We start from the raw sequence: 24,311 nt of genomic DNA on the forward strand, positions 1-24,311 counted from the left end.
GTCTCGATGAAGACGGTCCTTCTGGCCATTTCCAGGGGTGTTTCCAGCGAGGGGCCTCCCCTCCGAGGTCCCGCTCAGCCTGACCGGCACGGTCCCGTCAGAAGGACCGCCAAAGGAACAGCGTCTCACACGACGGGCGGGAAATCCTTCATGAAGGGTTGGAGGGACAATCCGCACAGAACGGCGTCAGGTGGGGCGGGCATACTCCCTCGGTGCGCGCCCCCTCCTTCCTCCTTCCACTGTTGCTCAAAGGCCGTGCTCCGCGCCTGAAAAGTTCAACCCTCGTCCTGAGTGCCCTGCTGTCCACGCTGAGCGGCCCCACGCTGGCGGCCACCGTCACCGCCGGCTCGGTGCAACTGACCTTCACGGTGGACGCCCCGGACCTGAACGTGAACGGCGACGCCGCGCGCTGGCAGGCCCCCCCCCGGTTGATCGGCGGGCGCATGCTGCTGCCGCTACGCGAGACGGCGCTGCTACTGGGCCGCCCCGTGCAGCCTGGAGTGGGCGGGCAGCTGGGCCTGGGCCGCGCGGTGGTGGCGCTGGACGGCAGCGTCTCGCTGGCGGGGGTTCCGCAACCCGCAGGCACGGCCCTGATCCTTGACGGCGTGCCCTACCTGAGTGCCCGCACGCTGGCCGACGCATTGGACGCCAACCTGAGTGCTGCCGACGACACGGGCCGGACCCTGACCCTGACCGCCCTGCGCGACGGCGGCGACCCGCTGGCCCCGCAGGCACGTTTTTCCACCGACAAGACCGTATACGCCCCCGGCGAGCGCGTGGTGTACACCGAGTACGCCTACGACCCGGACGGCGCCGACATCACGTCCCGCAAGTGGACAGGCCGCCAGGACGCCTTTTTCCAGCCCGGCACCTATGCGGTTGGCCTGAGCGTGAGCAACAGCCGGGGCCTGCAGAGCAAGGCGTTCACGCGGACCATCACCGTGGAGGGGGTGCCGCTGGACAGCCCGCTGACCTACGCGCTGAAGTACGCGGCCCCCGGTGACCGTTTCCCCGACGCGCAGGTGCTCAATTACCCGTCGGCGGCGGTGACGACGGTGGCCGGAACCTCGTTCCCCCTGCTCTTCAGTGACAGCCCGGAAGTGCCCACCCAGAGCGGGGTGTTGTACCAGGACACGGTGGCAGGGCCGGTCAGGCTGCTGGGGTACCACCTGAATGGCCTGGGCAAGCCTGCGCGGCTGTACGTGCTGGCCCGCAACATCGAGGATCGCCCGGTGGAGGTCCGCACGCTGCGTCAGGGTGAGACGGCCCCCACCCGCGTTGAGGGGCTGCTGGGACAGGTCACCCTGCTGGACTACTTCGCCAGCACCGGTGGCCCCACCCTGACCCTGGCCCCCGGTCAGGCCGCCGCCGTGTATGCCAGCCCTACCCTGGGCGTGGGCAGCGGCGCGAACATGTTGCAGGACCTGAATGCCTCAGGCCGCGTGGAGCTGACCTTTCTGATGCTGGAAGACGGCCTGCCCCCCAGCGCCCAGGTCTCGCAGCAATTGCCGTACCTGCCCTCCGACGGCAAGCATGTGCGAGGCACCTTTCCCGATGCGGTGCGGCGCCTGCGCGTCAACCTGAGCACACTGCCCTCCCGCATCGTGATCGGCGACGGGCAGCTCGATCCGGCCATCAACGGGACCGACAAACTGACCGGACAGCCCGTGCGCCTGACCGGGAACTACGGTGTGCTGTACGATCTGGAGGTCAACGGCGCGGCGGGCACGGCCGTGGCCCTCAGCCCGCGCGGGGGCCTGTACCGGGGCGCCATGAACCTGCAGGACGGCCCGACCAGCCAGACCATCAAGCTGCCCAAAAGCGGTAACGCCATCAAGCCGCAGGAACCCGTACTGCTGTGGCGGGCAGGGGCCGACCGGCTGAACATCGACTTCATGCCGGCCAGCGGCAGCAACCTGCCGATCAGTCTGGTCTTCTACCGCGCCGGGAACGCGGGCGCCGAGGGCGTGGGCAACGGGCTTAAGACCTACCAGCCTTAAACACGCACCAACAGACCTGAAAAAGGCCAGCGAGGAGATGTTCCCTCGCTGGTCTTCTCAACGCGCCTTTACAGCTTGATCTCGCCCTCGTCCTCGCCATCCCAGTAGTGCACGCGGGTGGCGTCCACCTGAATCATCACGATGTCCGGGGTGTCGATGCCGTCCTTGAACCACTTGTCCAGGTCCGGCGACCAGTGCTCTTTCATCTCGGCCTTGTCGCGGCTGAGTCTGGCCTGCCCTTCCACCGCCACTGAGAAGCCTCCCTGGCCCATAAAGGCCAGCGACACTTTCGGATCCGCCTCGATCTCGCCCACCGTATGCGCGGCCTCGTAGGTAAAGTAGTACGAGGTGCCGTCGTACTCCACCTCCCCGTTGTTGCTCATGGGCCGCCCGGCGATGTTGCCGCCCTTGCTGTGGGTGGAAAGCATGGCAATATCGATCTTGCGCATCCGGTCTGAGAGGTCAGCCAACTTTTTTTCAGCCATGCGGCCAGTCTGAAAGGCGAAGCGGCGCTCAACCCGCAACTTGGGTGAACGCCATTTTAAGGTTGGATGGATTCAGGCCTCGGCTTCCTCGCCCTTCTGGCCGCGCTTGTACGGCCCTTTCTCCTTCCACTTGAGCCGCACCGGAATCCCCGCCAGGCTCAGATCCTCGCGGATGCGGTTTTGCAAGAAGCCCTCGTAGGCGCGGGTCACGAAATCGGCGCGGTTGCAGAAGATGGCGAAGGTCGGCGGCGCGGTTTCCACCTGGGTCATGAAATACATCCGCAACTTCTTGCCGTGGAAGTTCGGCACCGACTGGCGCATCTGCCAGACTTCCAGCCAGCGGTTGAGCTCACTGGTGGAAATACGGCTCTGCCACTTGTCGTGCAGCTTCATGGCCTCGGCCAGCATGTCGTGGATGCCGTAGTCATTGATCGCGCTGGTGTACACACGCGGCGCGTAGCTGATGTGGTGCAGCTTCTGGTTCAGCTCCTTCTCAGTGCTTTTCAGATCCGCGTCCGGGATCAGGTCCCATTTGTTCACCACCACGATCACGGGCTTGCCGCTGTCGTAGGCGAGGTTGGCAAGTTTCAGTTCGTGGTCACCCAGTTCGTCCGCGTTGACGACCAGCCAGATCAGGTCGCTGCGGCTGATCGCAGCCTGGCTGCGCTGGATGGCGTAATCCTCGATGGCGGTGTCGGGCTTTTTGCGAATACCCGCCGTATCGACCAGCACGAAGCGCTGGCCACCGTAGTCCCACTCCACGTCCAGGCTGTCGCGGGTGGTTCCCGGCTGATCCGCCACGATGGCGCGGTCACTCTGCACGATGGCGTTCAGCAGGCTGGACTTGCCCACGTTGGGCCGCCCGATCAGGCTGATGCGAATGGGGGCGATTTCCGGCACGTCTTCGTCGTCCTCGGGCAGATGGGTCATCACCCTATCCATCAGATCGTCCAAGCCACGGGCGTGTTCGGCGCTGATGGCCACGGGGTCGCCGAAGCCCAGGCTCCACAGTTCGGCCAGGTAGACCTCGTGCTTCTGGCTGTCGATCTTGTTCGCCACCACGATCACGGGGGTGCCCAGGCGGCGCAGCCAGTCGGCCACCTCATAATCGGCGGCTGAAAGTCCCTCGCGGGGGTCCAGCACGAAGATCACAGCCTGCGCGCCCTCCATGGCCCACTCGGCCTTCTGGCGGATGGCGGCCTCCCACTCGTCCCCGCTCCACAGCCCACCCGTGTCCACCAGCGTGATGCGGTGGTTCTGATACAGCATCGTTCCTTCTTTGGCGTCACGGGTCACGCCGGGAAAGTCAGCCACAACGGCCTCACGTCGCCCCACCAGGCGGTTGAACAGACTTGACTTGCCGACGTTGGGTCGGCCCACAATGGCAACTTTATGCATGTTGACAACGCTCCTTCGGTTTCGGTCAGTCCCGGCGTCAGGGACTTTCCCGCCGATCTTCCACCCACGGTTCTCGCCAACGAGGCGAAGCGGAAAGGAAGTACAAGAGGAAAATTATAAAGGAGGTTACACTTAAAGGACAGTTGCGTGATGCACTATTGTGGATTCCTCTTTCCAGGTCAGAGCATAGGGGAATGGTTTCCACTGTCCATCATCAGACAACCAATTAGAGATGACCAGGCGTCTTGAGAAATTCTCTTCAACGAACCTTTGTTTCATTCTGATGTAACGCCATGCCCAGTTTCCGGTTCGGCCCGGCGGTACGCACGCTGTATCTGCTGGCGTGGTAGGGGCCGGATGTGGCCTTGCAACAGTTCACTCAGGTCCGTGGCGTGGCCTTCACGCTGGCGCAGGGGTTCTATATCTCGCCGCCGCTGGAGGCCGGGGACGCCCGAGCACTAACACAGCAGCCCAGCCCGCTGATCGCTCCAATGGGCGAGGCCACCGGGAACCAACGTTGGCGCCGGAGAAGATCCGGGCTCCCTCAGTCCGGCTGGCCGCCCCCCTCCGCAGCCACCCGTTCCAGGGTCATGAAGGTGAGGTCATACGGATTGCGCTCGTCCGCCGCCCGCTCACGCCGCGCCGTCTCGCTCCACTCGCCCGGCAATACGGGAAAGACGGTGTCCCCCTCTATTTCCGCATGAACCAGCGTCAGCTCCACCCGCCCCACCTGTGACAGATAGAGCCGGTAGATTTCCTCCCCGCCGATGATCATGATTTCAGGGACGTTCCCGGCCGCGTCCAGCGCCTCCAGAGGTGAATGGACGACTGCGCAGCCCGGAGCCTGAAATGCCGGGTTGCGGGTCAGCACGATGTTCTGCCGCTCAGGCAGCGGCTTGCCGATTGAGTCGTAGACCTTGCGGCCCATCACCACCGGCTTGCCGACGGTCAATCGCTTGAAATGCGCCAGATCGGCAGGCAGGCGCCACGGCAGATCGCCGTCTCGGCCGATCACGCGGTTTTCCGCCATCGCCACCACGAAGGTCAAGGAGGGAGGCATCAGACGGCCACCACCGCCTTGATATGCGGATGGGGGTCGTAATTCAGCAGCTTGAAGTCCTCGTAGCGGAAGGCCAGCAGGTCTCGCACCTCTGGGTTCAGGTGCATGGTGGGCAGCGGCCTAGGATCACGTGAGAGTTGCTCACGCGCCTGCTCCAGATGGTTGCTGTACAGGTGGCAGTCGCCGCCCGTCCAGATGAAGTCTCCCGGCTGCAGCCCCGTGACCTGCGCCACCATCATGGTCAGCAGGGCGTAGGAGGCGATGTTGAAGGGCACGCCCAGGAACATGTCCGCGCTGCGCTGGTACAGCTGACAGCTCAGCCGCCCGTCGGCCACATAGAACTGAAACAGCACGTGGCAGGGCGGCAGGGCCATGGCCCCGATCTCGCCCACGTTCCAGGCCGACACGATCAGGCGGCGGGAGTCGGGGTTGGCCCTGATTGCATCCACCACCTCCCTGATCTGGTCGATCTGCCGCCCGTCCGCCGTGGGCCAGCTGCGCCACTGCACACCGTAGACCGGGCCGAGTTCGCCCGCCTCATCCGCCCACTCGTCCCAGATTCTCACGCCGTGGTCTCTGAGGTAGCCCACATTGCTGCTGCCCGACAGGAACCACAGCAATTCATGGATGACCGACTTCAGGTGAATCTTCTTGGTCGTGACCAGCGGAAAACCGTCCGCCAGATCAAAGCGCAGCTGCGCGCCAAAGAGGCTGCGGGTGCCAGTGCCGGTGCGGTCCGTCTTAACCGCCCCATGCTCCAGAATCTGCCGCATCAGGTCGAGGTAGGGCTGCATGGCCACAGTGTAGGCAACGGAAGGTCGGTTGGGTTCGTCCCACCCCTGCGCGGCAACCCCTTGCGGCTCCTCACTGGCCCTATCCTGGCGGACATGGCCCGCAACAAACCCGATCCAAGCTGGTACGCCCCGCCCAGAGCCGCCGATCCCTGCGTGCTGTGTGGCCGCGAGGCCCCCAACATGACCGACCACCATCTGGTTCCTAAATCGCAGGGGCGGCGGCAGGGCGTCAAGCTGGGCGAGATTCCCACCGTGCGGATGTGCGCGGCTTGCCAGGGCTACTTGCAGAAGACCTTCAGCAATGCGGAACTGGCGGGCGAGCTGAACACCGTCGAGGCGATGCTGGAGCGCGAGGACATCCAGCGGTTCGTGGCCTGGGTCCGCAAGCAACCGCTGACCAAGGGCGTGCGGGTCCACTAAGAGCCGGAACAGGAACTCTAAAGGGCGCGGTAAACGCAGCTTTCAGCCAGCGGGCGTCCCTGCCCCGTAGACTGCCGGCATGAACCCCGTCAAGACGGCCTTTAAGCTGGCGCTGCCCGTGCTGGAGCGGGCCGTCCTGGCCGCGGACCGGGCCATTAGCGGGTACGTCCAGCCGCGCCGGGCGCGGGGCAAGCTGATCCTGCAGCCCTACGTGGGCTGGGGCACCCCGCACAGCGTGGAGTTAACGGGCCGCGTGCTCCTGCCGCGCACCCTGTCGCCCCCAACCATCGGGGACCGACGTTGGCGCAATTTCGTGAACAGCATGCGCCGCCTGTTCTCCCGCGAGGTGGGCGGTGCACGGGTCAGCGGCGTGCTGGACGGCCTGAGCGTGAGCACAGTCAGCGACTATGATGGCTACTTCACGCTGACGTTCACACCCCTCAGCCCACTGCCCGGCGGCTGGCACGAGGCCGTGCTGAGTCTGGAAGGCAAGAGGAGCCAGGCCCGCGCCCGCGTGCAAGTCATTGACGAGGCCCGCTTTGGGGTCATCAGCGATCTGGACGACACCGTGATCCGGTCGGACGTGACCAGCCTGCCGCGCATGCTGTTTACCGCTCTAACCGGCAACGCTCGCACCCGCTCGCCGTTTCCGGGAGTGGGGGCGCTGTACCGCGCGCTGGCCCGCGAGGGCGTGGGCCGCAACCCGGTCTTCTACGTGTCCAGCAGTCCGTGGAACTTCTTCGATCTGCTGTGGCAGTTCCTGGATTACCGCCGTATTCCGCTGGGACCGATGTTCCTGCGCAGCTGGGGCAACGGCCTGCTGGCCGGACACGGCGGCCACAAGCATGGGGTCATTACCCGCCTGTTCGAGCGCTTTCCAGACCTGAAATTCGTGCTGATCGGTGACAGCGGCGAGCAGGACACCCTGATCTACTCGGAGGTGGTCCGCAAATACGCGGGCCGCGTGCTGGCCGTGTACATCCGCGACCTGACCGGCGCGTTCCGCGACGAGGGGGTGCTGAAGCTGCGCGGCGAACTGGCCCGAGCAGGCGTCGATCTGGTGCTGGCCGCCGATAGCCTGAACGCTGCCGGACACGCCATGGCGATGGGCCTGATCACGCCCGGCGAATACCGGAGTGTACTGGTCAGCGTGACTGGCCCCACCGAACACTGAACCCCGAATCCCGCCCTGTGTGGGGTCTGCACACCACGCGAAGCGGCCAGGTCAGCTCTATTTTGCAGGCGATGTGATCACCGTCCGCAGGGCATCCAAACGAACGCCCCACCATTACGGCGGGGCGGGCTCTGGAACTCAAATTCAGAGCTCAGTCTTTCGGTGCGTCCAGGGTCTTGGGCGGCTTGCGGGGCTTGGTTGTGCCGGGCATGTTGGGGGCTGCCTTGGCGATCACGGTCTTGCTGCCCCCCGCGTTGCCTGCGCCTGCAGCCACGGTGGTTTTCTGGATGCGCTGCCCAATAGTGGCGGTCTCGGCCTCCACCTGCTTGTTGATGATCACCTGCTGCACGATGCCGATCAGGGTGGACACGATGATGTAGATGGTCACGCCTGCCGGGAAGGTCAGGGCGAAGTACAGGAAGATCAGGTAGATGAACGCCTGCTGGCGGAACATCTGCGGGTTCTTGCGGGTCATCACGTACAGCTGCCCAATGTTCACGATCAGGTACAGCAGCGCCAGGATGTAGAAGGGATCGGGAATCGCGAGGTCCGGCAGCCACAGGAAGCCGCTGTCGAACTCGAAGTTGCGGATGGTGGACCACAGCGCGATCAATACCGGGAAGGGGACGAAGGTAGACAGGCAGCCTGCCGGGTTGAAGTTGTACTCCTTGTACAGCCGCTGCATCTCGGCCTGCATGGCCACCTGGGAATCACGGTCCTTACGGTCCTTGTACTTGTCCTGAATCTCCTTGATCTTCGGCTGCATCACCTGCATGCGCGCCGTGGTGCGGCCCTGCGCCTGCATCAGCGGCCACATGATCGCCCTCAGCAGCACGGTCAGCAGCAGCAGCACCAGGCCCCAGTTGCCCACCACCTTGTAGATGGATTCCATGATCTTGACGATCACCAGACTGATCTGACCGAAGATATTGGGCTGGAACAGGCCCGGCAGTTCGGAGTACCCGCTCTGATAAAGGTGAATCAGCTCGTTCTTGCCGCCGTAGATTTCCAGATTGCTCGCGGCCGGCACGCTGGCGGTGATCAGGCCCTGTGCGCCCCCGGTCAGCCTGGCATTGACGGTGGTCTCGCCCTGCGGGCGGATAATCAGCGCATGCGCCAGCTGATTGGGCTTTTCCTGCAGCGCGGCGTACTGGATGTTCTTGATTTCCAGCGTACCGCTGCCCTGCACGGCGGCGGGTTCACCCCCGATGGGCACCGCCTTCACGCTGGGGTTGTCGGCCTTGCCCAGACCGGGGAACAGCATGTCGACGTTCGCCGGGCCGCCGGTCACGTCCGTCTTGAGGTCAATCTTGAAGTTACGCGGATGCAGCGTGACGGTCTTGGTCACCGAGACGCCGTTTTGGGTGTACTGAAAGACAGCGGTCTGCTCGTTGGCTGGCAGGTCCGTGTTCAGCCGTGGCTCCGTCGTCTCGGCAGGCTGCGCCGGATCAAGGCCGCCGCCGGTCAGCGCCAGCGCCTTGCGGTCCCCCACCATGTTGACCAGGCTGGCCTGCGTCTTGAGTCCGCTGAGATCGACGCTGCCGTCGGCCTTGCGCTTGATGTAGGGCGTGCCCGCGTAGCTCTTGACGAACCAGCCGATGACCTCGCCGCGCGCGTTGAACACCACATCTTGCAGGTTACTGGTGGCGATGTACTCATCGCCCGGCTGACCGTCGTAGTCGGCCTTGATCCAGTCGGAGGTGATGGCCTTGCCGAAAACCGGCAGCGGCCCGGTCTGCCCGCAGCCCGTGAGCAGCAGCGCGCCCGTGGCAGCGATCAGAGGAAGTAACAGTCTGGGTTTCATCAGGATACGTGTCTCTTTTTAGGGGAAGGGCGTTTCTGCTGGGGCGATGATGAGGGGGCCGGAGGCGGAACGTTGCTGGCCTGTGGCGGGGTGGGCTGAGTGGCAGCGCGGGGTCCGGCAAAATGCTCAGGCACCGGATCGTACCCCCCTGGCACCAGCGGGTTGCAGCGCAGCACCCGCCAGGTGGCCAGCCAGCCCCCCCTGACCGCACCATGTCGCTCGATGGCCTGCGCCGCGTACTCCGAGCAGGTGGGCGTGAAGCGGCACGTCGGCATCGGCTTGCGCGGCGACCACACCCGCTGGTAGTAACGAACGGCCCCCACCAGCCCGCGTGAGGCGAGGCTCACGGGCGGTCCTTGGGTGGCGCAGGGGGAGCCGAGGTCACCCGTTCAGATACGCGCCCGGAGCGTCCGGGGTTTCCGGACTTTCCCCCACGCTTGCCCTGAGCGGGCGCTTTGGCAATAGCGCGGGCCAGCGCGGCCTGCAGGTCAGTGAACGGCACGGTCAGCACGCCTGGATTGGGCAGCAGGATGGCGCGGCACGGCGGCAGGCCCCCCGGCAGCGTTCGCAGGGCTTCGCGCACGCGCCGACGAACGCGGTTGCGGTCCACAGCGCGTTTCAATGTCTTCTTGGACACCACGATGCCCATAATCGCGCGCGGCTGCCACGGCTCGCCGTAACGCGGGCGGTATTCCGTCAGGCGCAGGGTGAATAGTGGATCGCGCACTGCCGCGCCGTGGTTGCGGACCTTGCGAAACTCGCGGTCCCCACGCAAAGAATCCAGCGCCACCGGACGGCGGGGCCGTGCCTGCGTGGCGCTGGGCTGTTCAGGATGGACGATGGTGTCCTGCTTCCGTCGGCCTTACTCGTCGGCGACGGTCAACTGGCGGCGGCCCTTGGCACGGCGACGCGCGAGGATGTTGCGGCCGGCTTTGGTCTTCATGCGGGCGCGGAAGCCGTGGGTCTTGGCCCGCTTGCGGACGTTGGGTTGGTAAGTACGCTTCATGATCGTTCTCCTTCCAGGCGGCCCACCCGGTTGTGCCGTGGGCGCGGCCAGTTCTGCATGGGCTTGCCCGGTAAACGCAGCAAGTCCCGCCCCCGCTCGGGGGCAAACTGGAGAAGTGTAGCATGTTGGCACAAGTCGGGAAAAGGGGGGAGGCTGCCCCTCACAGCAGCACTGGTCTTTCCCTACAAGATCAGCGACAGGACAGGCATCTTGAGCTTCGGATGGGCCTGGGAAGGCAAAAGACGCGCCCGCCGCGCGCTCAGCAGTTACAATTTTCATCGTATGGACCCTCAGCGCACGCCCGATTCCTGGAACCATGCACCATGACCCCAGCGTCCACCCAGGAGCAGGACTCGCCCCTCCCCCTGTCGAAGGACACTGTGACCCTGCTTAACCGCATCGAGCAGGACTGGCAGCGCATGCGGCCCGAGCTCGACGCCACGCCCATGCTGACCGGCTTGCTGCTGGACCGGCTGGGCAACGCCTTCGCACGGCATATCGAGCAGACCTACAGCGAGGAAGGGATCAATCCGTCCAACTGGGACCTGTTGCTGACATTGCTGCGTTCCGCACCGCCGCAGGGGCTGACCCACACCGAGCTGAGCGAGCTGACCGCGATCTCCGGACCGTCCATGACCAACCGGGTCACCCGCCTCCTGGACAAGGGACTGGTGGAGCGCGTGGTCAGCGAAAAGGACCGCCGCTCGGCGCTGGTGCGCCTGACCCCGCAGGGCCGCGAACTCGTCGAACGCCTGTTGCCCCAGCACCTGGAGCGCGAACAGCAGGCCTTGAGCGTGCTGAGCGGCGAGGAGCTGAACGCGTTGACCGCAATCGCCAGGAAGCTGGTGGAGCATCTGGAAGGGGGATTGGCCGCAGAGGACACGAGCGCGCAGGGCGGAACCTGAGACGCTGACCCCTCAGAACAGACGAAAGACGCAGCCCACCTGATGGACAGGAGGCTGCGTTTTCGTTGCTGCCATCTACCCACTTCACGCCAGTAGACCGCCAGGATGGAAAAACCGCAAAGGCAATAGGGCAAACGATGGCTCACTTGCTGTCCCTGAATTGTCCGATAACAGGTCACAGGGATCCATATCTAAATTTTACAGAGTGAAAATAAATTCTATATGTTGACAAATAGACGTCTAAGTTTTAACCTGATTTCACAGATTCAGAGGAGGAAAGCGGATGGCAAAGATGCGAGCAATCGAGGCGGCGGTGGAAGTCCTCAAGAAGGAGGGCGTGAATATCGCCTTCGGCGTTCCCGGCGCGGCGATCAATCCGCTATACGCGGCCCTGAAGAAGCTCGGAGGGATCGAGCACATCCTGGCCCGGCACGTTGAGGGAGCCTCGCACATGGCCGACGGTTACACCCGCGCCAGGGCAGGCAATATCGGCGTCTGCATCGGCACCTCCGGCCCTGCGGGCACCGATATGGTCACCGGCCTGTACGCGGCCATCGCGGACTCGGTGCCCATCCTGTGCATCACCGGACAGGCCCCCCGCGCCCGCCTCTACAAGGAGGATTTTCAGGCCGTGGACATCGAGAGCGTCGCCAAGCCGGTGACCAAGTGGGCGGTGACCGTACGTGAGCCCGCGTTGGTGCCCCGCGTGTTCCAGCAGGCCTTCCACATCATGCGTTCGGGCCGCCCCGGTCCCGTGCACATTGACCTGCCCTTCGACGTGCAGATGGGCGAGATCGAGTTCGACATCGACACCTACGAACCGCTGCCCGCCTACAAACCGCAGGCCAGCCGCGCGCAGATCGAGAAGTCGCTGGAGATGCTGTTCGCCTCCGAACGCCCGCTACTGGTGGCCGGCGGCGGGATCATCAACGCGGACGCGTGCGAGGAATTGGTGCAGTTCGCCGAACTGACCGGCATTCCCGTGATTCCCACGCTGATGGGCTGGGGCAGCATTCCCGATGACCACCCACTGATGGCGGGCATGGCGGGCCTTCAGACCTCGCAGATGTACGGCAACGCCACGATGCTGGCATCCGACTTCGTGTACGGCATCGGCAACCGCTGGGCCAACCGCCATACCGGCAGCGTGGAGAAGTACACCGAAGGGCGCAGGTTCGTCCACATCGACATCGAGCCCACCCAGATCGGGCGCGTCTTCGGTCCCGACTACGGCATTGTGTCCGACGCGGGCGCGGCCCTGAAACTGATGGTGCAGGTGGCGCGCGAGTGGCGTCAGCAGGGCCGGCTGCCCGATTACGGCCAGTGGGCCGAAGCGTGCCGCGAGCGCAAGCGCACCATGCTGCGCAAGACCCATTACGACAACGTGCCGATCAAGCCCCAGCGCGTGTACGAGGAAATGCTCAAGTCCTTTGGGCGCGACACCGTGTATGTCAGCACCATCGGGCTGTCGCAGATCGCCGCCGCGCAGTTCCTGCACGTATACGGGCCGCGTCAGTGGATCAACGCCGGACAGGCTGGGCCGCTGGGCTGGACCTTGCCCGCCGCGCTGGGCGTGGTGGCCGCAGACCGCAGCAAGACCGTGGTGGCCCTGAGCGGCGATTACGACTTTCAGTTCATGATCGAGGAACTGGCCGTGGGCGCGCAGTTCAAGTTGCCGTACGTGCATGTGCTGGTCAACAACAGCTACCTGGGCCTGATCCGCCAGTCGCAGCGCGGCTTCGAGATGGACTATCAGGTGCAGCTGGCCTTCGAGAACATCAACGCTCCCGAACTGAACGGCTACGGCGTGGATCATGTGGCCGTCGCCGAGGGCCTGGGCTGCCGCGCCATCCGCGTGACCCAGCCGGATCAGATCAAGGATGGACTGGAGGAGGCCAGGGCCCTGGCCCAGAAGTTCCAGGTGCCCGTCGTGCTGGAAGTCATCCTGGAGCGCGTCACCAACATCAGCATGGGCACCGAGCTGGACAACGTGGTGGAATTCGAGGCACTCGCCGACGAGCGTCAGGACGCGCCCATGGCAATTGCAATGCTGGACTGATCAGGAGGGTTGTGGGCTGGGGTCAGTGCGATTCACTGTGCTCCAGTCAGGTCCCACAGGCTCTTGAGCCCTTCGCCAGGTCACCAACCACAGCCCCTCCAAAGGAGTCTTATGCCCAGATACGCTGCCAACCTGACCATGCTGTTCCAGGAACACGACTTCCTGGACCGCTTCGACGCGGCGGGCCGGGCCGGGTTCAGGTTCATCGAGTATATGTTCCCCTACGCGTTCGAGGCTGCCGAACTGCGCGCTAGGCTAGACCGGAACGGGCAGACGCAGACGCTGTTCAACCTGCCCGCGGGCGACTGGCCCGGCGGAGACCGTGGCATCGCCGTGCAACCGGGCCGGCAGGACGAATTTCGTGCGGGCGTGTACAGGGCGCTGGATTACGCCGAGGTGCTTTACGCGGGCGTGCAGGGGCCAAAGCTCGTTAACGTTCTTGTGGGCAAGGCCGACGCCGACGAGGCCACCACCCGCAAGACTGTCGTGAGCAACCTGCAATACGCCGCCGACAGGCTGGGAGAAGCCGGGCTGACGCTGATCGTCGAGCCCTTGAATCCCTACGACGTGCCGGGCTTCTACCTGTACGGCACGCAGAACACGCTGGATCTGCTGGACGCAGTGGGGCGCGACAACGTGAAATTGCAGTACGACTTCTACCACATGCAGCGCGTGGAGGGCCGCCTGACCGAAACCGTGCGCGCCAACCTGGACCGCATCGCCCACATTCAGCTGGCTGACGTGCCGGGCCGTCATCAGCCGGGCACCGGGGAGATCAATTACCCCTTCCTGCTGGCCGAGTTGGATCGCCTGGGCTACGCGGGCTCCGTGGGCCTGGAATACATCCCCGAGGGACGGACGGAAGACACACTGGGCTGGCTGAAACAACTGCAGGAAGCCTGAGTGTCTCGGACCTGCCGCCCACATTCCAATTGAATCAGGAGGCCACACATGGCACAGAAAGAAACCATCGGATTCATCGGCCTGGGCATCATGGGCAAGCCGATGGCCCTGAATCTGATCAAGGCCGGGTACGCCCTGACCGTCAACAACCGCACCCCCGAGGTGATGGAGGAACTGGTGCAGGCGGGTGCGCGCGCGGCCCACAGCGCCCGTGAAGTGGCCGGGCAGAGCGACATCATCATCACCATGCTGCCTGATTCCCCGCAGGTGGAGGAAGTCGCGCTGGGCGAGGGCGGCGTCATCGAGGGCATCAGGCCGGGTGCGCTGTTTATCGACATGAGCAGCGTCTCCCCGAACACCTCGCGCAAGGTTCAGCAGGCCCTGTCAGCCAGGGGGGCAGACGCGCTGGACGCCCCGGTCTCTGGCGGACAGGTGGGCGCGGAAGGCGCCACCCTGAGCATCATGGTGGGCGGCAGCGAGGAGTCTTTCAACCGCGCCAGGCCGGTATTTGAGGCCATGGGCAAGAACATCGTCCACATCGGCGGCCCCGGTGCTGGACAGGTCACCAAGATCGCCAACCAGATCGTGGTGGGCCTGACCATCCAGGCCGTCTCCGAAGCCATGACGCTGGCGAAGAAGTCCGGCGTGGACGCGGGTAAGGTGCGCGAGGCGCTGCTGGGCGGCTTTGCCCAGAGCCGCATTCTGGACCTGCACGGGCAGCGCATGCTGGACGGCAACTTCAAGCCGGGCTTCCGCATAGGCCTGCACCGCAAGGATCTGCGTCTGGCGCTGGAAACGGGCCGTGAGGCAGGGGTGCCGCTGTTCGCCACTGGCATCGCCGCCAACATCATGGACGCCATGATCGCGCAGGGCGACGGTGATCTGGACCACTCCGGCATGGCGAAGTTCTACGCCCAGATGAGCGGCATCGAGTAGGGTGGCAGTCCCACCCCAGGCGGGACGCAGCGCACGCCTTTTTGCGTCCTGCGTCCCGCTTCTTCACAGGCCCAAAGGAAGCTGCCATGAACATCCGCTCACTGCTGGAACACGCGTACCGCGCGGCATTGGAGGCCGCGAGTCCGGCGCGGCTGCTGGCCCCGCACCTCGGTGGAGACAGGCCCGATTTCATCCTGGCATTCGGCAAGGCGGCGCTGCCGATGGCGCGGGCCGCCCTGGAGGCGTATCCTGGAGTGACGGCCCTGGTTATCGCTCCCCGCGGCACCGAGCATGTGGAGTTGCCAGCTTCCGCCACGCTGATGCTGTCTAGCCACCCGGTTCCCGACGATTCCAGCGCGGCAGCGGCAGAAGCGGCGCTGGAGCGGCTGGGCGCACTGCAAGAGGGTCAGCACGCCCTGGTGCTGGTGTCCGGCGGGGGAAGTGCGCTGATGGCCGCGCCAGACGGTGTGACGCTGGAGCAGAAGGGGGCACTGACCCGTGAGCTGCTGCGCGCCGGGGCCGACATCGGCGAGATCAACACCGTTCGCAAGCACGTGTCGCGCGTCAAAGGCGGGCAGTTGGCGGCGGCCACCCGGGCAAGGGTCACGGCCCTGCTGATCTCCGACGTGGTGGGCGACGATCCCTCGGTAATCGCCAGCGGTCCCACGGTGCCGGATGCCACGACCTTTGCTCAGGCGCTGGCCGTGCTGGACCGTTACGGCATCGCTGCCCCGGCAGCTCGGCAGCATCTTCAACGGGGCGTGGACGGCCAGATTCCCGAAACGCCGGATACATTGCCACACGTCACCAACACAGTCATCGGCTCCAATCGACACCTGCTGGAGGCGGCGCAGGCTTACATCGAGGGGCAGGGCGTGCGGGCGGTGATTCTCTCGGACAGCTTCGAGGGCGAGGCGAGCGAACTGGCAAGGGCGCACGCGGCGGTGGCCCGCAGCGTGGAGCGCTTCGGCAATCCGGTGCAAGCACCTGTGGTTCTTCTCTCGGGGGGCGAGGCCACCGTGACCCTGCGCGGCGTCGGCGTCGGCGGACGCAACCAGGAGTTCGCGCTGGCGTTGCTTCTGGCGCTGGGTGAGAACGGTTTCCATGCCCTCTCCGCCGGTTCGGACGGCGTGGATGGTTCCAGTCCAGCTGCCGGCTCTTTCCTAACCCCCGACAGCCTCCACCGGGCACGGGCGGCGGGTCTGAATGCCCGCGACTTTCTGGAGCGCAACGATTCCGGTTCCTTCTTCGCCGCGCTGAACGACGCCCTGATCACCGGCCCCAGCGGCCACAATCTCAATGACCTGCGACTGATCGGGGTGGGGCTGCCGGAAGACTGAATTTCAATTGCCACTAAAAGAGCTATGATTCCGAATCCACTAATAGGATTCGGTCTTTTTTATTACACTCCAATGTGGAACTTAAGCCCTTCACAGACTGTATTGCGGAGTACGTCACTTTAAGAGAAAGCCACTTAGGATGCGTCATCAGAGAGAACGCAATACAGTCTCGATGTTACATAAACGAGACGTTCTCTTTAAATTGCAGTCGGTTTTGGCAATCATGCAGTTCATTCACAGGGAGGAACAACCATGAAAAAGATGCTTCTTTGCACCACCCTTCTGTTCAGCGGCGTGGCCGTTGCTGGCGGCGGAAGTTCCATGCCTATGGGCAATACCATCGCTGCAATCGTGTCGAACGATCCCAACTTCAGCACCCTGCTGGCCGCCGTGAAGGCCGCCGGTCTGGTGGAGACCCTGAGCAGCCCCGGCCCATTTACGGTGTTCGCCCCCACCAATGCCGCGTTCGCCAAGATCCCGCAGGCCGACCTGAATGCGCTGCTCAATGATCCGGCCCAGCTCAAGGCAGTGCTGCTGTACCACGTCGTGCCCGGCAAGGTGACCGCCTCGCAGGTGACCGGGCTGACCAGCGCCACGACAGTGAATGGAGCGGATCTCAATGTTTCCACCAACGGCGGCACGGTCATGATCAACGACGCCACGGTCACCAAGGCCGACGTCATGGCGAGCAACGGCGTGATTCACGTCATTGATACCGTCCTGATGCCCTGAGCGTCTGTGATCACCTGGGGAAGAAGCTTGCGGGCCTCTTCCCCTTTTGTCATTCGGAGAGGGAACCTTTCATGACCGCACTGAAACACCTGCTGATCTCAACCAGTCTCGCCGCGCTGGCCAGTCTGCTCACCGGCTGCGGACCAGCCGAGGCCGAGGTGGTGACGCAAGCCCCCCCTGTCGTGGCGGCCACACCGCAACCCTCCAGACCCGCCCCTATTCTGTCACAACCGCTCAGCCAAGCCCCAGCCGCTCGGGACGCCAGCCAGCTACCGTCGACGAAACAACCGCTGACACTGGAACTGCGCTGGACCGTACCCGAGCCGCGCCTGGTGGGCGGCAGGGTGGAGCGTCCGCTGCTGAACAGGGCGACCAGCCTTACACTGCTTTCCGCTCAAATCACTCAGATCAGGGAGAGTGGCGGACTGGAGGCCATCCGGCAGGAACTGGATGGAATCTATGCTGAGATCGAGGCCCGGCAGCCGCGTGACATCCGCTTTCGCCAGATCGGCAAGGCCTGGGTCGGTGAGGCCCGTACCGGCTGGCGGGTGGAGCGCAAGGCCAGCGAGGCGGCGCTGCTGAGGGCGATCCAGGCCGGCGAAACGCGCAGCGCCCTGAACATTGCGCTGGAGGCGCCGGCCCGCAGCGTGCGCTGGGCCGCCGAGAAGGGGCTGACCCACCTGGCGAGCGGGCAGTCCAGCTTTGCGGGCAGCCCTGATTTCCGGGTGCACAACATCCGCACCGGGGCGGGGCGGGTGCAGGGGGAGTGGGTCGCACCGGGTCAGACCTTCAGCTTCAATGCCCTGATCGGCCCGATTAGCTCGGTCACGGGGTTTCAGCCCGGCTACGTGGTGACCGGCAACACCCTGTCCACCGAGGACGGCGGCGGCATCTGCCAGGTCAGCACCACCGTCTTCCGGGCCGCCTTCAAGGCCGGGCTGCCGATCACCGAGCGCCATGAGCACTCGTATCTGGTGGGCTACTACGAGGAACCGGGCCTGGACGCCGCGGTCTACGCTCCCGGCAAGGATCTGCGCTGGAAGAACGACACCGCCGCGCCGCTGCTGGTGCAGGCCACGTGGGACCTGAAGGCCGCGACGCTGACGGTCAGCCTGTTCGGGGTGGACGATGGGCGCCGGGTCCGCGTCTCTGAACCCGTGATCAGCGCCCGCAGGCCCGCCCCCGAGCCGACATTCATGGTGGACCGCACTCTGGAGCAGGGCAAGGCCCGGCGCGTGGACATGCCCGCCGCCGGCATGAAAGCCGTGATGACCCGTACGGTCACTTTCGCAGACGGCCAGCAGGAAAAAGAGGAGTTCGTCAGCCGTTACAAGGCCTGGGGCGGCGTGTTCGCGGTGGCCCCAGGGGATGAGCGCCTCCGGTAGGTCTGGGTGGGCTGAACCTCCTGCCGCTCTCCGGCTCCCAGCCCATGTAGCCTGAACGGTGTGAGCGCGAGCCTGCCTTTACCCCATCTTCGTCCAGACTCCCTGACACCCGAAGCGGAGGAGCAGTCTCTGGGCCAGATGCCCCTGACCGTGCTGGTGGGCGTGACCGGGGTGGGCAAGAGCACGGCGCTCAATGCCTTGCAGAGCCTGGGGGGGCACAAGGTGCTGCCCAACCGCCGCGAGGTGACCGACGCCGTGATGATCTGGCCGCTGGCAGGCCGCGCCGTCACGGACCGCGAGGAACGTTTTGCCCTGACCGCGCAGTACCGCGCCGCCCACCCTGGCGGCATGGCGCAGGCCCTGGGATCGCTGCTGGCCGACACCCGTTACTGGGGACACGCACCCCTGTTCGACGGCCTGCGCGGACTGGACGAGGTCCGTTACGCTGCCCGCAATTTTCCTGGGTGGCGTTTTGTGGCTCTGGGCGCACCCGACGCTGTGCGGGTGCGTCGCCTGCTGGGCCGTTCGGACGGCTTCGATCAGGTGGCCGGAACCTTGCGGCCAGACGGCAACCTGCGGGCCGAACTGGGGAAGCTATCCGGCGTATCTGCCGTTTTCAATGCTGAGGAACTGGACGCCCTGGCCGCGCTGGAAGGGCCAGAAGCCAACGCCAGCGGGGTGCTGGCGAAGGTGCGCATTGTACTGAGCGAGCGCCGCCAGTACGATCCCGCTGCCGCCGAGGCCTTTTTGCGAACCCTGCCGCCGCAACGGGCGCTGATTCTGGACACCGTGGCCCTGACCCCGGCGCAGGTGGCGCGGGCCGTGCAGGATTGGGCATGAGCGGTCCCGCCACTGCTCAGAGCGGCGTCACCGTGCGGCGGATCGAGGCCATTCCCTACCGGTTGCCGCTGACCTCGGCGCTCGCCTGGGGCGCACACTCCGCGATGAACGCCGCCGAACATGTGCTGGTGCGCGTCATCCTCTCGGACGGAACGGTGGGCCAGGCCGAGGCCACGCCGCGTCCCACCATCTACGGCGAGACGCCCGGGAGCGTGGCGGCGATCCTGGCCCACCTCTCCCCCGCCCTGACCGGGCTCGATATTGCCGACGAGGACGGTCTGAACCGGGCGCGCAACAGCGTGGCCAACAACCAGACGGCGCGCGGAGCGCTGGACATGGCGCTGCACGATGCCCGCGCGCGTGCGGGAGGCCAGACCCTGTTCGACACCCTGATGGGACCAAACCCGCGCGTGCGCGTCAGCTTTATCCTGGGGCTGAGCACGCCCGCCGATATGCTGGCTGAGGCTGAACGGGTGGTGGCGGCGGGCGTGCGCTGCCTGAAGGTCAAGGTGGGCCGAGACCACGCCCGTGACCTGACCGTGATCGCCGAACTGCGCCGGGCTTTTGGTCCCGAAGTGCTGCTCTACGCCGACAGCAACGAGACCCTGAGCGCCGAGAGCGCCCCCTCCGCCCTGAACGCCATGCGGGAGGCCGGGCTGCTGTACGTGGAGGAGCCGTTACCGGTGCGCCAGCTCCGGGCACGGGCCGAGTTGCACAGCCGCAGTTCGTTGCCCATCGTGGCCGACGACAGTTGTTTTACGCCCGCCGACCTGAGCCGCGAACTGGACTTCGACACCTTCGACGTCCTGAACGTCAAGACCGCCCGCAACGGCTTTACCGACGGCGCGTGGATGCTGCGCGAGGCGGCGCGGCACGGCAAGCGCGGCATGGTCGGGTCCCAGGCCAGCACCGGGCTGGGCACGTTGCACGCTGCCCTGCTGTCCACCCACGCAGAGGTGACCGAGCCGTGCGAGCTGAGCTTCGTGCTGAAGTTGCAAGGCGATCTGCTGAATCAACCCATCACATTCCAGGATGGCTGGCTGGACGTCAATGGCCTTAGAAACCACGCCGTAGACTCTTCCAGACTGGCGCGCTACCGCCTCTAAGTCCACTTCAGGCAGAGTGGACATCTTGTCTACGTTCTAATTCTTCGTAACTTGAAGCACTTTCATCGTCCCACAAGACTTCTATCCAGGTGACAGACCTGTCAGAAAACAGGAAGGATAATGAGTTATGGATCAAGGAATGCTCAACGCCCTCGTGTTGCCCCTGCTGTTCAGCATCTGCGGCGGTCTCTACCTGTATGTGCGTTTCCCTGAGCGCCGTCCGCGGGCCCTCCTGGTCATGACCCTGTTTCAACTGGTGGGCGCCTACGGCTACGCCACCTCTCCCGATGAGGGTCTGTTCGGCCTGCTGATTCTGCACGCTGCGGTGGTGTTCGTTCTGCTGGTGCGCCACCTGCAGGCGCCCACATTGATGCCCGGCAACACCAGCCAGTAACCGCGCCCAGCGCATTTCCATCAAAGAGCAGGCTGAAAGGACGGCGGCGACCCGCATCTGGGGTCGCCGCCGTCCTTTCTCTAACGCTTACGGCAGGGCGGCGCGCACGGCGGCGGCGGCGTCCAGCAGGGGCAGCCCGCCCGTACGGTTGACGCTCCTGAGCAGCAGCGTGCGGGTCTGCGCGGCGCTGAGGCCGGGGTTCACCCCGCGCATCAGGGCCGCAACGCCGCTGACCATCGGGGCCGAGAAGCTCGTACCAGCCTCCAGTTTGTAGTTGCCGCCGGAAGCCAGAACAGGAATGTCCAGGGCCAGGCTGTCCCCCTGACACTGGCCGCTGACCCCTCCCGGCGCGACGATGTCCAGCGCACGCGGGTGCTGGGCGTCGGGACGAGCGCTGTAACACGCCAGCTCGCCGTCGCGGCTGCCTACTGCCCCGACCGCGATCACGTCCGGGTGACTGGCCGGGTAGTACACGCCTTCGTCCGGCGTGTTGCCCGCCGCCGCGACCACCACCGCCGATTTCGTGGCGTTCGTCAGCGCGGCGTCCAGCACCGCGTCCCCCTCAAGGTCCGGGGCACCCAGACTGATGTTGATCACCCTGGCACCCTGCTGAACGGCGTAATTGAGTCCTGCCGCCAGATCCGCCGTGCTGCCGGAGCCGTTGCCGTCCAGCACCGCGACGCTCAGCAGTGGGCCGCTCCAGACCACACCCGTCAGGCCCAGGCCATTGTTGGTGTTCGCGCCGATCACGCCCGCAACCTCGGTCCCATGCTCGCTGACATTCAGATCGTCCCGCGCCGGGGCGGGCAGCAGGCAGGACACGACGCCGCTCAGGCGCAGGTCGGGATGGCTGCGGTCAGCGGCCGAGTCCAGGACGGCGACCCTGGCTCCCACTGGTGTGCGCCCAGCGGCCCCCAGCGCGTCCCAGGCGGCGGGAACCCTGGTGCGCGACAGGTAGGTCTGGAAGACGTTGACCCTCCTGTCGCCCACCCTGATGTTCAGGCCCGCGTTGCCCGGAAAGGCCGGATCGTTCGGCGGATTGCCGGGCTGGGCCAGTGCGCGGTACACGTAGTTGGGCTGGACGCGCAGCCCCGCCGCCTGCAGGCGCTGAGCGAAGGCGCGGTCGCTTTCGCCCGCCGGGGTCCGGGCCAGTTGCACGCCCGGCCCGACTGCCTGTCTCTGTACGCCCGACAGGGCACCCAGGGCCTGAGCGCTCAGCGTTCCAGCGGCGCGCTCTGTGAGCAGCAGCACCTGACCGGGCACTCGCGCCGCGCTCCAGTCAGCCCTGGCCTGCCCCCAGTTCAAGGGAGCGACTCCCAATGAAGCGACGCTTCCGGACCGGCAGGCCAGCGGGTCCGGGGCCGGACTTTGTTCCGGGCAGGCAGTGAGCAGGAGCGGCAACAGCAGGGCGGGCAACAACACACGGTGGGACATGATCCAGGCTACAGGGCGGGGGTCTGAGACGCGTGGGATCAGCCGAGGACTCTCTCTGTCCTCAAGCCAATTCTGCGTCTCATACGTGTGAAACAGTCCGTAACGCCCAGCTCCTCAACCCATCCCACTGTGAACGGCAGCGGGTCGCGATAACCCCCTGACAGGTCACGCCGCTGGCCCCATGCTCTATCCGCGCCTGGCACAGTTCTCACGACGTTACCCGGCCAGCACATTGAGGGGAAGCCGAGGCAATCCACCCGTACCCCTTCCCGAAGAGGTTGAGCGCCTGAACAGGTTCCTGTCGCTCACCGCTGGCGCCCGCCCCCGTAACCTCTCCCCCCCTTTGACGTGGCTGTCTGCTCCAGACTGGCGGCGTGTCCGCGTCCGCCACCTTTTCCCACCCCTTCCGGGCGTATTCGCCCGCCGATTTCCATTTTCCGCTGCCGGAAGGCCACCGCTTTCCCTATTACAAGTATGCGGGGGTACGCGAGGTGTTGCGCCCGCACCTGCCCGTGCTGGACACACCCGCACTGAGCTGGACGGACGCCGCGCGTGTCCACGATCCGCAGTGGTTGCGGCGCTGGCGACGGGGCGAGGTGGACCGCGCCGAGGAACGTGCCCTGGGCCTGCCGTGGTCTCCGGAGATGGTGGAACGTTCACGCCGCGCCGCTGGCGGCTCGCTGGCGGCCCTGCACGACGCCGTGAACACCGGATGGGGTGCCAATCTGGCGGGCGGCACGCACCATTCCTTCTCAGACCGCGCCGAGGGCTTCTGTCTGCTCAACGACGCCGCACTGCTGACGCGGGTGGCGCTCGACGACGGTCTGGCTTCACGGGTGGCGGTCATCGATCTGGATGTGCATCAGGGAAACGGCACGGCGGCCATGCTGGGTGCAGAGGCGAGGGCCTTTACCCTCAGCGTTCACGGCGAGCGCAACTACCCGTTTCGCAAGGAGCAAAGTTCGCTGGACCTGGGCCTAGGCGATGGCGTGAACGACAACGAATATCTGCAGGTCCTCAACAGACAGGCCCTGCCCGCCATTGAGGCCTTCCGACCCGATCTGCTCGTGTTTCTGGCGGGCGCGGACGTGCTGGCCGGGGACCGCTTCGGGCGCTTCGCCCTGAGCCTGGAGGGCCTGCGTGAGCGCAACCGGGCCGTGCTGGGCTGGGCAAAAACATCGGCTGTCCCCGTCGTGACCGTCCTGGCGGGCGGCTACAACAGGGACCATAGCCTGACCATTCAGGCGCATGCCAGCGTGGTGCTTGACGGCCTGGATGTCTTCGGGTAATGCCCACACCACGATTTAAGCGGGCATTGCATTTGGTCATTCTTCATACTGTGCCTCCTGAACGTTCTATGTTTGTTCAAGGCTTGTACACTCTCTGTACGAAAGGCTGTTCAGAAGGAGGCGTCAGGTTAGGCGCTTAGGTTCGACTCGGGTGAGCGGAACTCCTTTTTTCTGAAATGCCCCTTGTCCCCACAGGAGCGATCATGACCTACGCAGCCCCGTCCATCAGCAGCCCCAGCGCCCACGCCGATCTCTCCGCCCGTCAGGTCCGGCGCGGACAGACGCTGTACTACGCGGGTGATTCTTCACCCAGCCTGTACCGCCTGGAAAGCGGCCTGATGCGCGCCGTGCGGCTGACGCCCCAGGGCCGTAATCTGACCGTCCGTCACATCCACCCCGGCGACATCTTCGGCGAGGAAACCCTGCACGGACAGTCCCGTGCCCATCAGGTGGTGGCGCTCACCGACGCCGCGCTGACGCCGATTCATCCCGAGCACCTGTCCGCCGCCGAACTGTGGGACCTAACCCGCAGCCTGAGCGCCCAGCTCCAGCGCATGATGACCGACGGCGTGCATATTCAGGACGGCGACCTGCGTGAGCGCATCGCCCGCTATCTGCTCAACCTCGCCGACAGCACCCTGGGTGGCCAGCACGCCGACGGCGCACGCTACGTCCGCGCCACCCATGAACTGATCGCCGAGGGCACCGGGGCCACCCGTGAGAGCGTGAGCAAGCTGATCGGCGAGATGCGCGACGACGGACTGCTGCTGCCCGCCTACCGCTGTCTGACCCTGATTGACGAGGAGCGCCTCAAGGGCCTGAGCGGCTATCACGGCTGAGCGGCTTT

The 24,311-nt window shown here is 65.4% G+C and carries 24 protein-coding genes; 15 read left to right on the forward strand and 9 right to left on the reverse strand.

The genetic code is table 11. The features are described from left to right. Positions 1-212: 212 nt before the first annotated feature. Positions 213-2,000, forward strand: coding sequence for a copper amine oxidase N-terminal domain-containing protein (locus tag HNQ08_RS20495; protein WP_425321363.1), 1,788 nt, complete (start codon positions 213-215; stop codon positions 1,998-2,000). 68 nt (positions 2,001-2,068) lie between these two features. On the opposite strand, the gene HNQ08_RS20500 is transcribed toward HNQ08_RS20495, so the two are convergent. The 4 genes from HNQ08_RS20500 to HNQ08_RS20515 all read right to left on the reverse strand — a co-directional run bounded on the left by HNQ08_RS20500 (position 2,069) and on the right by HNQ08_RS20515 (position 5,737). Then, complete coding sequence (locus tag HNQ08_RS20500) at positions 2,069-2,485, reverse strand: pyridoxamine 5'-phosphate oxidase family protein (protein WP_184136325.1); 417 nt, start codon at positions 2,483-2,485, stop codon at positions 2,069-2,071. A 72-nt stretch (positions 2,486-2,557) separates the two neighbouring features. Beyond that, the gene (gene der / locus HNQ08_RS20505) at positions 2,558-3,883 is read right to left on the reverse strand and encodes a ribosome biogenesis GTPase Der (RefSeq protein ID WP_184136328.1); all 1,326 of its coding nucleotides are present in this window, start codon (positions 3,881-3,883) and stop codon (positions 2,558-2,560) included. A 544-nt stretch (positions 3,884-4,427) separates the two neighbouring features. Then, entirely contained in the window at positions 4,428-4,943 is a 516-nt protein-coding gene (locus HNQ08_RS20510; protein WP_184136330.1) for a dihydrofolate reductase, read from the reverse strand. Continuing rightward, on the reverse strand, positions 4,943-5,737 hold the full coding sequence (locus HNQ08_RS20515; RefSeq protein ID WP_184136332.1) for a thymidylate synthase: 795 nt from the start codon (positions 5,735-5,737) through the stop codon (positions 4,943-4,945). Before HNQ08_RS20515 ends, HNQ08_RS20510 begins: the two co-directional genes overlap by 1 nt. A gap of 93 nt (positions 5,738-5,830) precedes the next feature. On the opposite strand from HNQ08_RS20515, the gene HNQ08_RS20520 reads away from it, so the two are divergent. After that, the gene (locus HNQ08_RS20520; protein ID WP_184136334.1) at positions 5,831-6,157 is read left to right on the forward strand and encodes an HNH endonuclease; all 327 of its coding nucleotides are present in this window, start codon (positions 5,831-5,833) and stop codon (positions 6,155-6,157) included. 79 nt (positions 6,158-6,236) lie between these two features. Then, entirely contained in the window at positions 6,237-7,331 is a 1,095-nt protein-coding gene (locus tag HNQ08_RS20525; RefSeq protein WP_184136336.1) for an App1 family protein phosphatidate phosphatase, read from the forward strand. A gap of 151 nt (positions 7,332-7,482) precedes the next feature. Here the strand turns inward: HNQ08_RS20525 and yidC are convergent, their stop codons facing one another. From yidC to rpmH, 4 genes are all read right to left on the reverse strand, one after another. Beyond that, on the reverse strand, positions 7,483-9,135 hold the full coding sequence (gene yidC, locus HNQ08_RS20530; protein WP_184136338.1) for a membrane protein insertase YidC: 1,653 nt from the start codon (positions 9,133-9,135) through the stop codon (positions 7,483-7,485). Then, positions 9,135-9,482, reverse strand: a complete 348-nt coding sequence (yidD, locus tag HNQ08_RS20535) for a membrane protein insertion efficiency factor YidD (protein ID WP_184136340.1) — start codon at positions 9,480-9,482, stop codon at positions 9,135-9,137. The genes yidC and yidD overlap by 1 nt, the downstream gene beginning before the upstream one ends. Next, complete coding sequence (gene rnpA / locus HNQ08_RS20540) at positions 9,479-9,910, reverse strand: ribonuclease P protein component (protein ID WP_184136491.1); 432 nt, start codon at positions 9,908-9,910, stop codon at positions 9,479-9,481. The genes yidD and rnpA overlap by 4 nt, the downstream gene beginning before the upstream one ends. Positions 9,911-9,997: 87 nt before the next feature. Next, positions 9,998-10,141, reverse strand: a complete 144-nt coding sequence (rpmH, locus tag HNQ08_RS20545; RefSeq protein WP_184136342.1) for a 50S ribosomal protein L34 — start codon at positions 10,139-10,141, stop codon at positions 9,998-10,000. Between the two features lie 323 nt (positions 10,142-10,464). On the opposite strand from rpmH, the gene HNQ08_RS20550 reads away from it, so the two are divergent. The 10 genes from HNQ08_RS20550 to HNQ08_RS20595 all read left to right on the forward strand — a co-directional run bounded on the left by HNQ08_RS20550 (position 10,465) and on the right by HNQ08_RS20595 (position 20,741). Further along, positions 10,465-11,046: a MarR family winged helix-turn-helix transcriptional regulator gene (locus tag HNQ08_RS20550; RefSeq protein WP_184136344.1), complete on the forward strand. Its 582-nt coding sequence runs from the start codon at positions 10,465-10,467 to the stop codon at positions 11,044-11,046. A 283-nt stretch (positions 11,047-11,329) separates the two neighbouring features. Next, a complete protein-coding gene (gene gcl, locus HNQ08_RS20555; RefSeq protein WP_184136346.1) occupies positions 11,330-13,105 on the forward strand; it encodes a glyoxylate carboligase in 1,776 nt (591 codons plus the stop codon). A gap of 111 nt (positions 13,106-13,216) precedes the next feature. Continuing rightward, positions 13,217-14,008, forward strand: coding sequence for a hydroxypyruvate isomerase family protein (locus HNQ08_RS20560; RefSeq protein ID WP_184136349.1), 792 nt, complete (start codon positions 13,217-13,219; stop codon positions 14,006-14,008). Between the two features lie 48 nt (positions 14,009-14,056). Continuing rightward, on the forward strand, positions 14,057-14,944 hold the full coding sequence (locus tag HNQ08_RS20565) for a 2-hydroxy-3-oxopropionate reductase (protein WP_184136351.1): 888 nt from the start codon (positions 14,057-14,059) through the stop codon (positions 14,942-14,944). An 86-nt stretch (positions 14,945-15,030) separates the two neighbouring features. After that, positions 15,031-16,284, forward strand: a complete 1,254-nt coding sequence (locus HNQ08_RS20570) for a glycerate kinase type-2 family protein (protein WP_184136353.1) — start codon at positions 15,031-15,033, stop codon at positions 16,282-16,284. A 252-nt stretch (positions 16,285-16,536) separates the two neighbouring features. Beyond that, on the forward strand, positions 16,537-17,016 hold the full coding sequence (locus tag HNQ08_RS20575; protein WP_184136355.1) for a fasciclin domain-containing protein: 480 nt from the start codon (positions 16,537-16,539) through the stop codon (positions 17,014-17,016). 71 nt (positions 17,017-17,087) lie between these two features. Further along, positions 17,088-18,401 (forward strand): VanW family protein, encoded by a 1,314-nt coding sequence (locus HNQ08_RS20580; RefSeq protein WP_184136357.1) that lies wholly within the window; start codon positions 17,088-17,090, stop codon positions 18,399-18,401. 60 nt (positions 18,402-18,461) lie between these two features. Continuing rightward, a complete protein-coding gene (locus tag HNQ08_RS20585; RefSeq protein WP_229790215.1) occupies positions 18,462-19,241 on the forward strand; it encodes an AAA family ATPase in 780 nt (259 codons plus the stop codon). Further along, complete coding sequence (locus tag HNQ08_RS20590) at positions 19,238-20,347, forward strand: enolase C-terminal domain-like protein (protein ID WP_184136359.1); 1,110 nt, start codon at positions 19,238-19,240, stop codon at positions 20,345-20,347. The genes HNQ08_RS20585 and HNQ08_RS20590 overlap by 4 nt, the downstream gene beginning before the upstream one ends. A 127-nt stretch (positions 20,348-20,474) precedes the next feature. Beyond that, positions 20,475-20,741, forward strand: coding sequence for a hypothetical protein (locus HNQ08_RS20595; protein WP_184136361.1), 267 nt, complete (start codon positions 20,475-20,477; stop codon positions 20,739-20,741). Between the two features lie 87 nt (positions 20,742-20,828). Here HNQ08_RS20595 and HNQ08_RS20600 read toward each other — a convergent pair whose 3' ends face one another. After that, on the reverse strand, positions 20,829-22,175 hold the full coding sequence (locus HNQ08_RS20600) for a S8 family peptidase (protein ID WP_184136363.1): 1,347 nt from the start codon (positions 22,173-22,175) through the stop codon (positions 20,829-20,831). A 374-nt stretch (positions 22,176-22,549) separates the two neighbouring features. Between HNQ08_RS20600 and HNQ08_RS20605 the strand changes: the two genes are divergently transcribed. Together HNQ08_RS20605 and HNQ08_RS20610 are read left to right on the forward strand one after the other, a co-directional pair. After that, positions 22,550-23,464, forward strand: coding sequence for a histone deacetylase family protein (locus HNQ08_RS20605; RefSeq protein ID WP_184136365.1), 915 nt, complete (start codon positions 22,550-22,552; stop codon positions 23,462-23,464). 203 nt (positions 23,465-23,667) lie between these two features. Then, positions 23,668-24,303: a cyclic nucleotide-binding domain-containing protein gene (locus HNQ08_RS20610; protein ID WP_229790214.1), complete on the forward strand. Its 636-nt coding sequence runs from the start codon at positions 23,668-23,670 to the stop codon at positions 24,301-24,303. The last annotated feature ends 8 nt before the right edge of the window (positions 24,304-24,311 follow it).

The sequence above is a fragment of the Deinococcus humi genome (assembly GCF_014201875.1).
GTDB classification, from domain to species: domain Bacteria; phylum Deinococcota; class Deinococci; order Deinococcales; family Deinococcaceae; genus Deinococcus; species Deinococcus humi.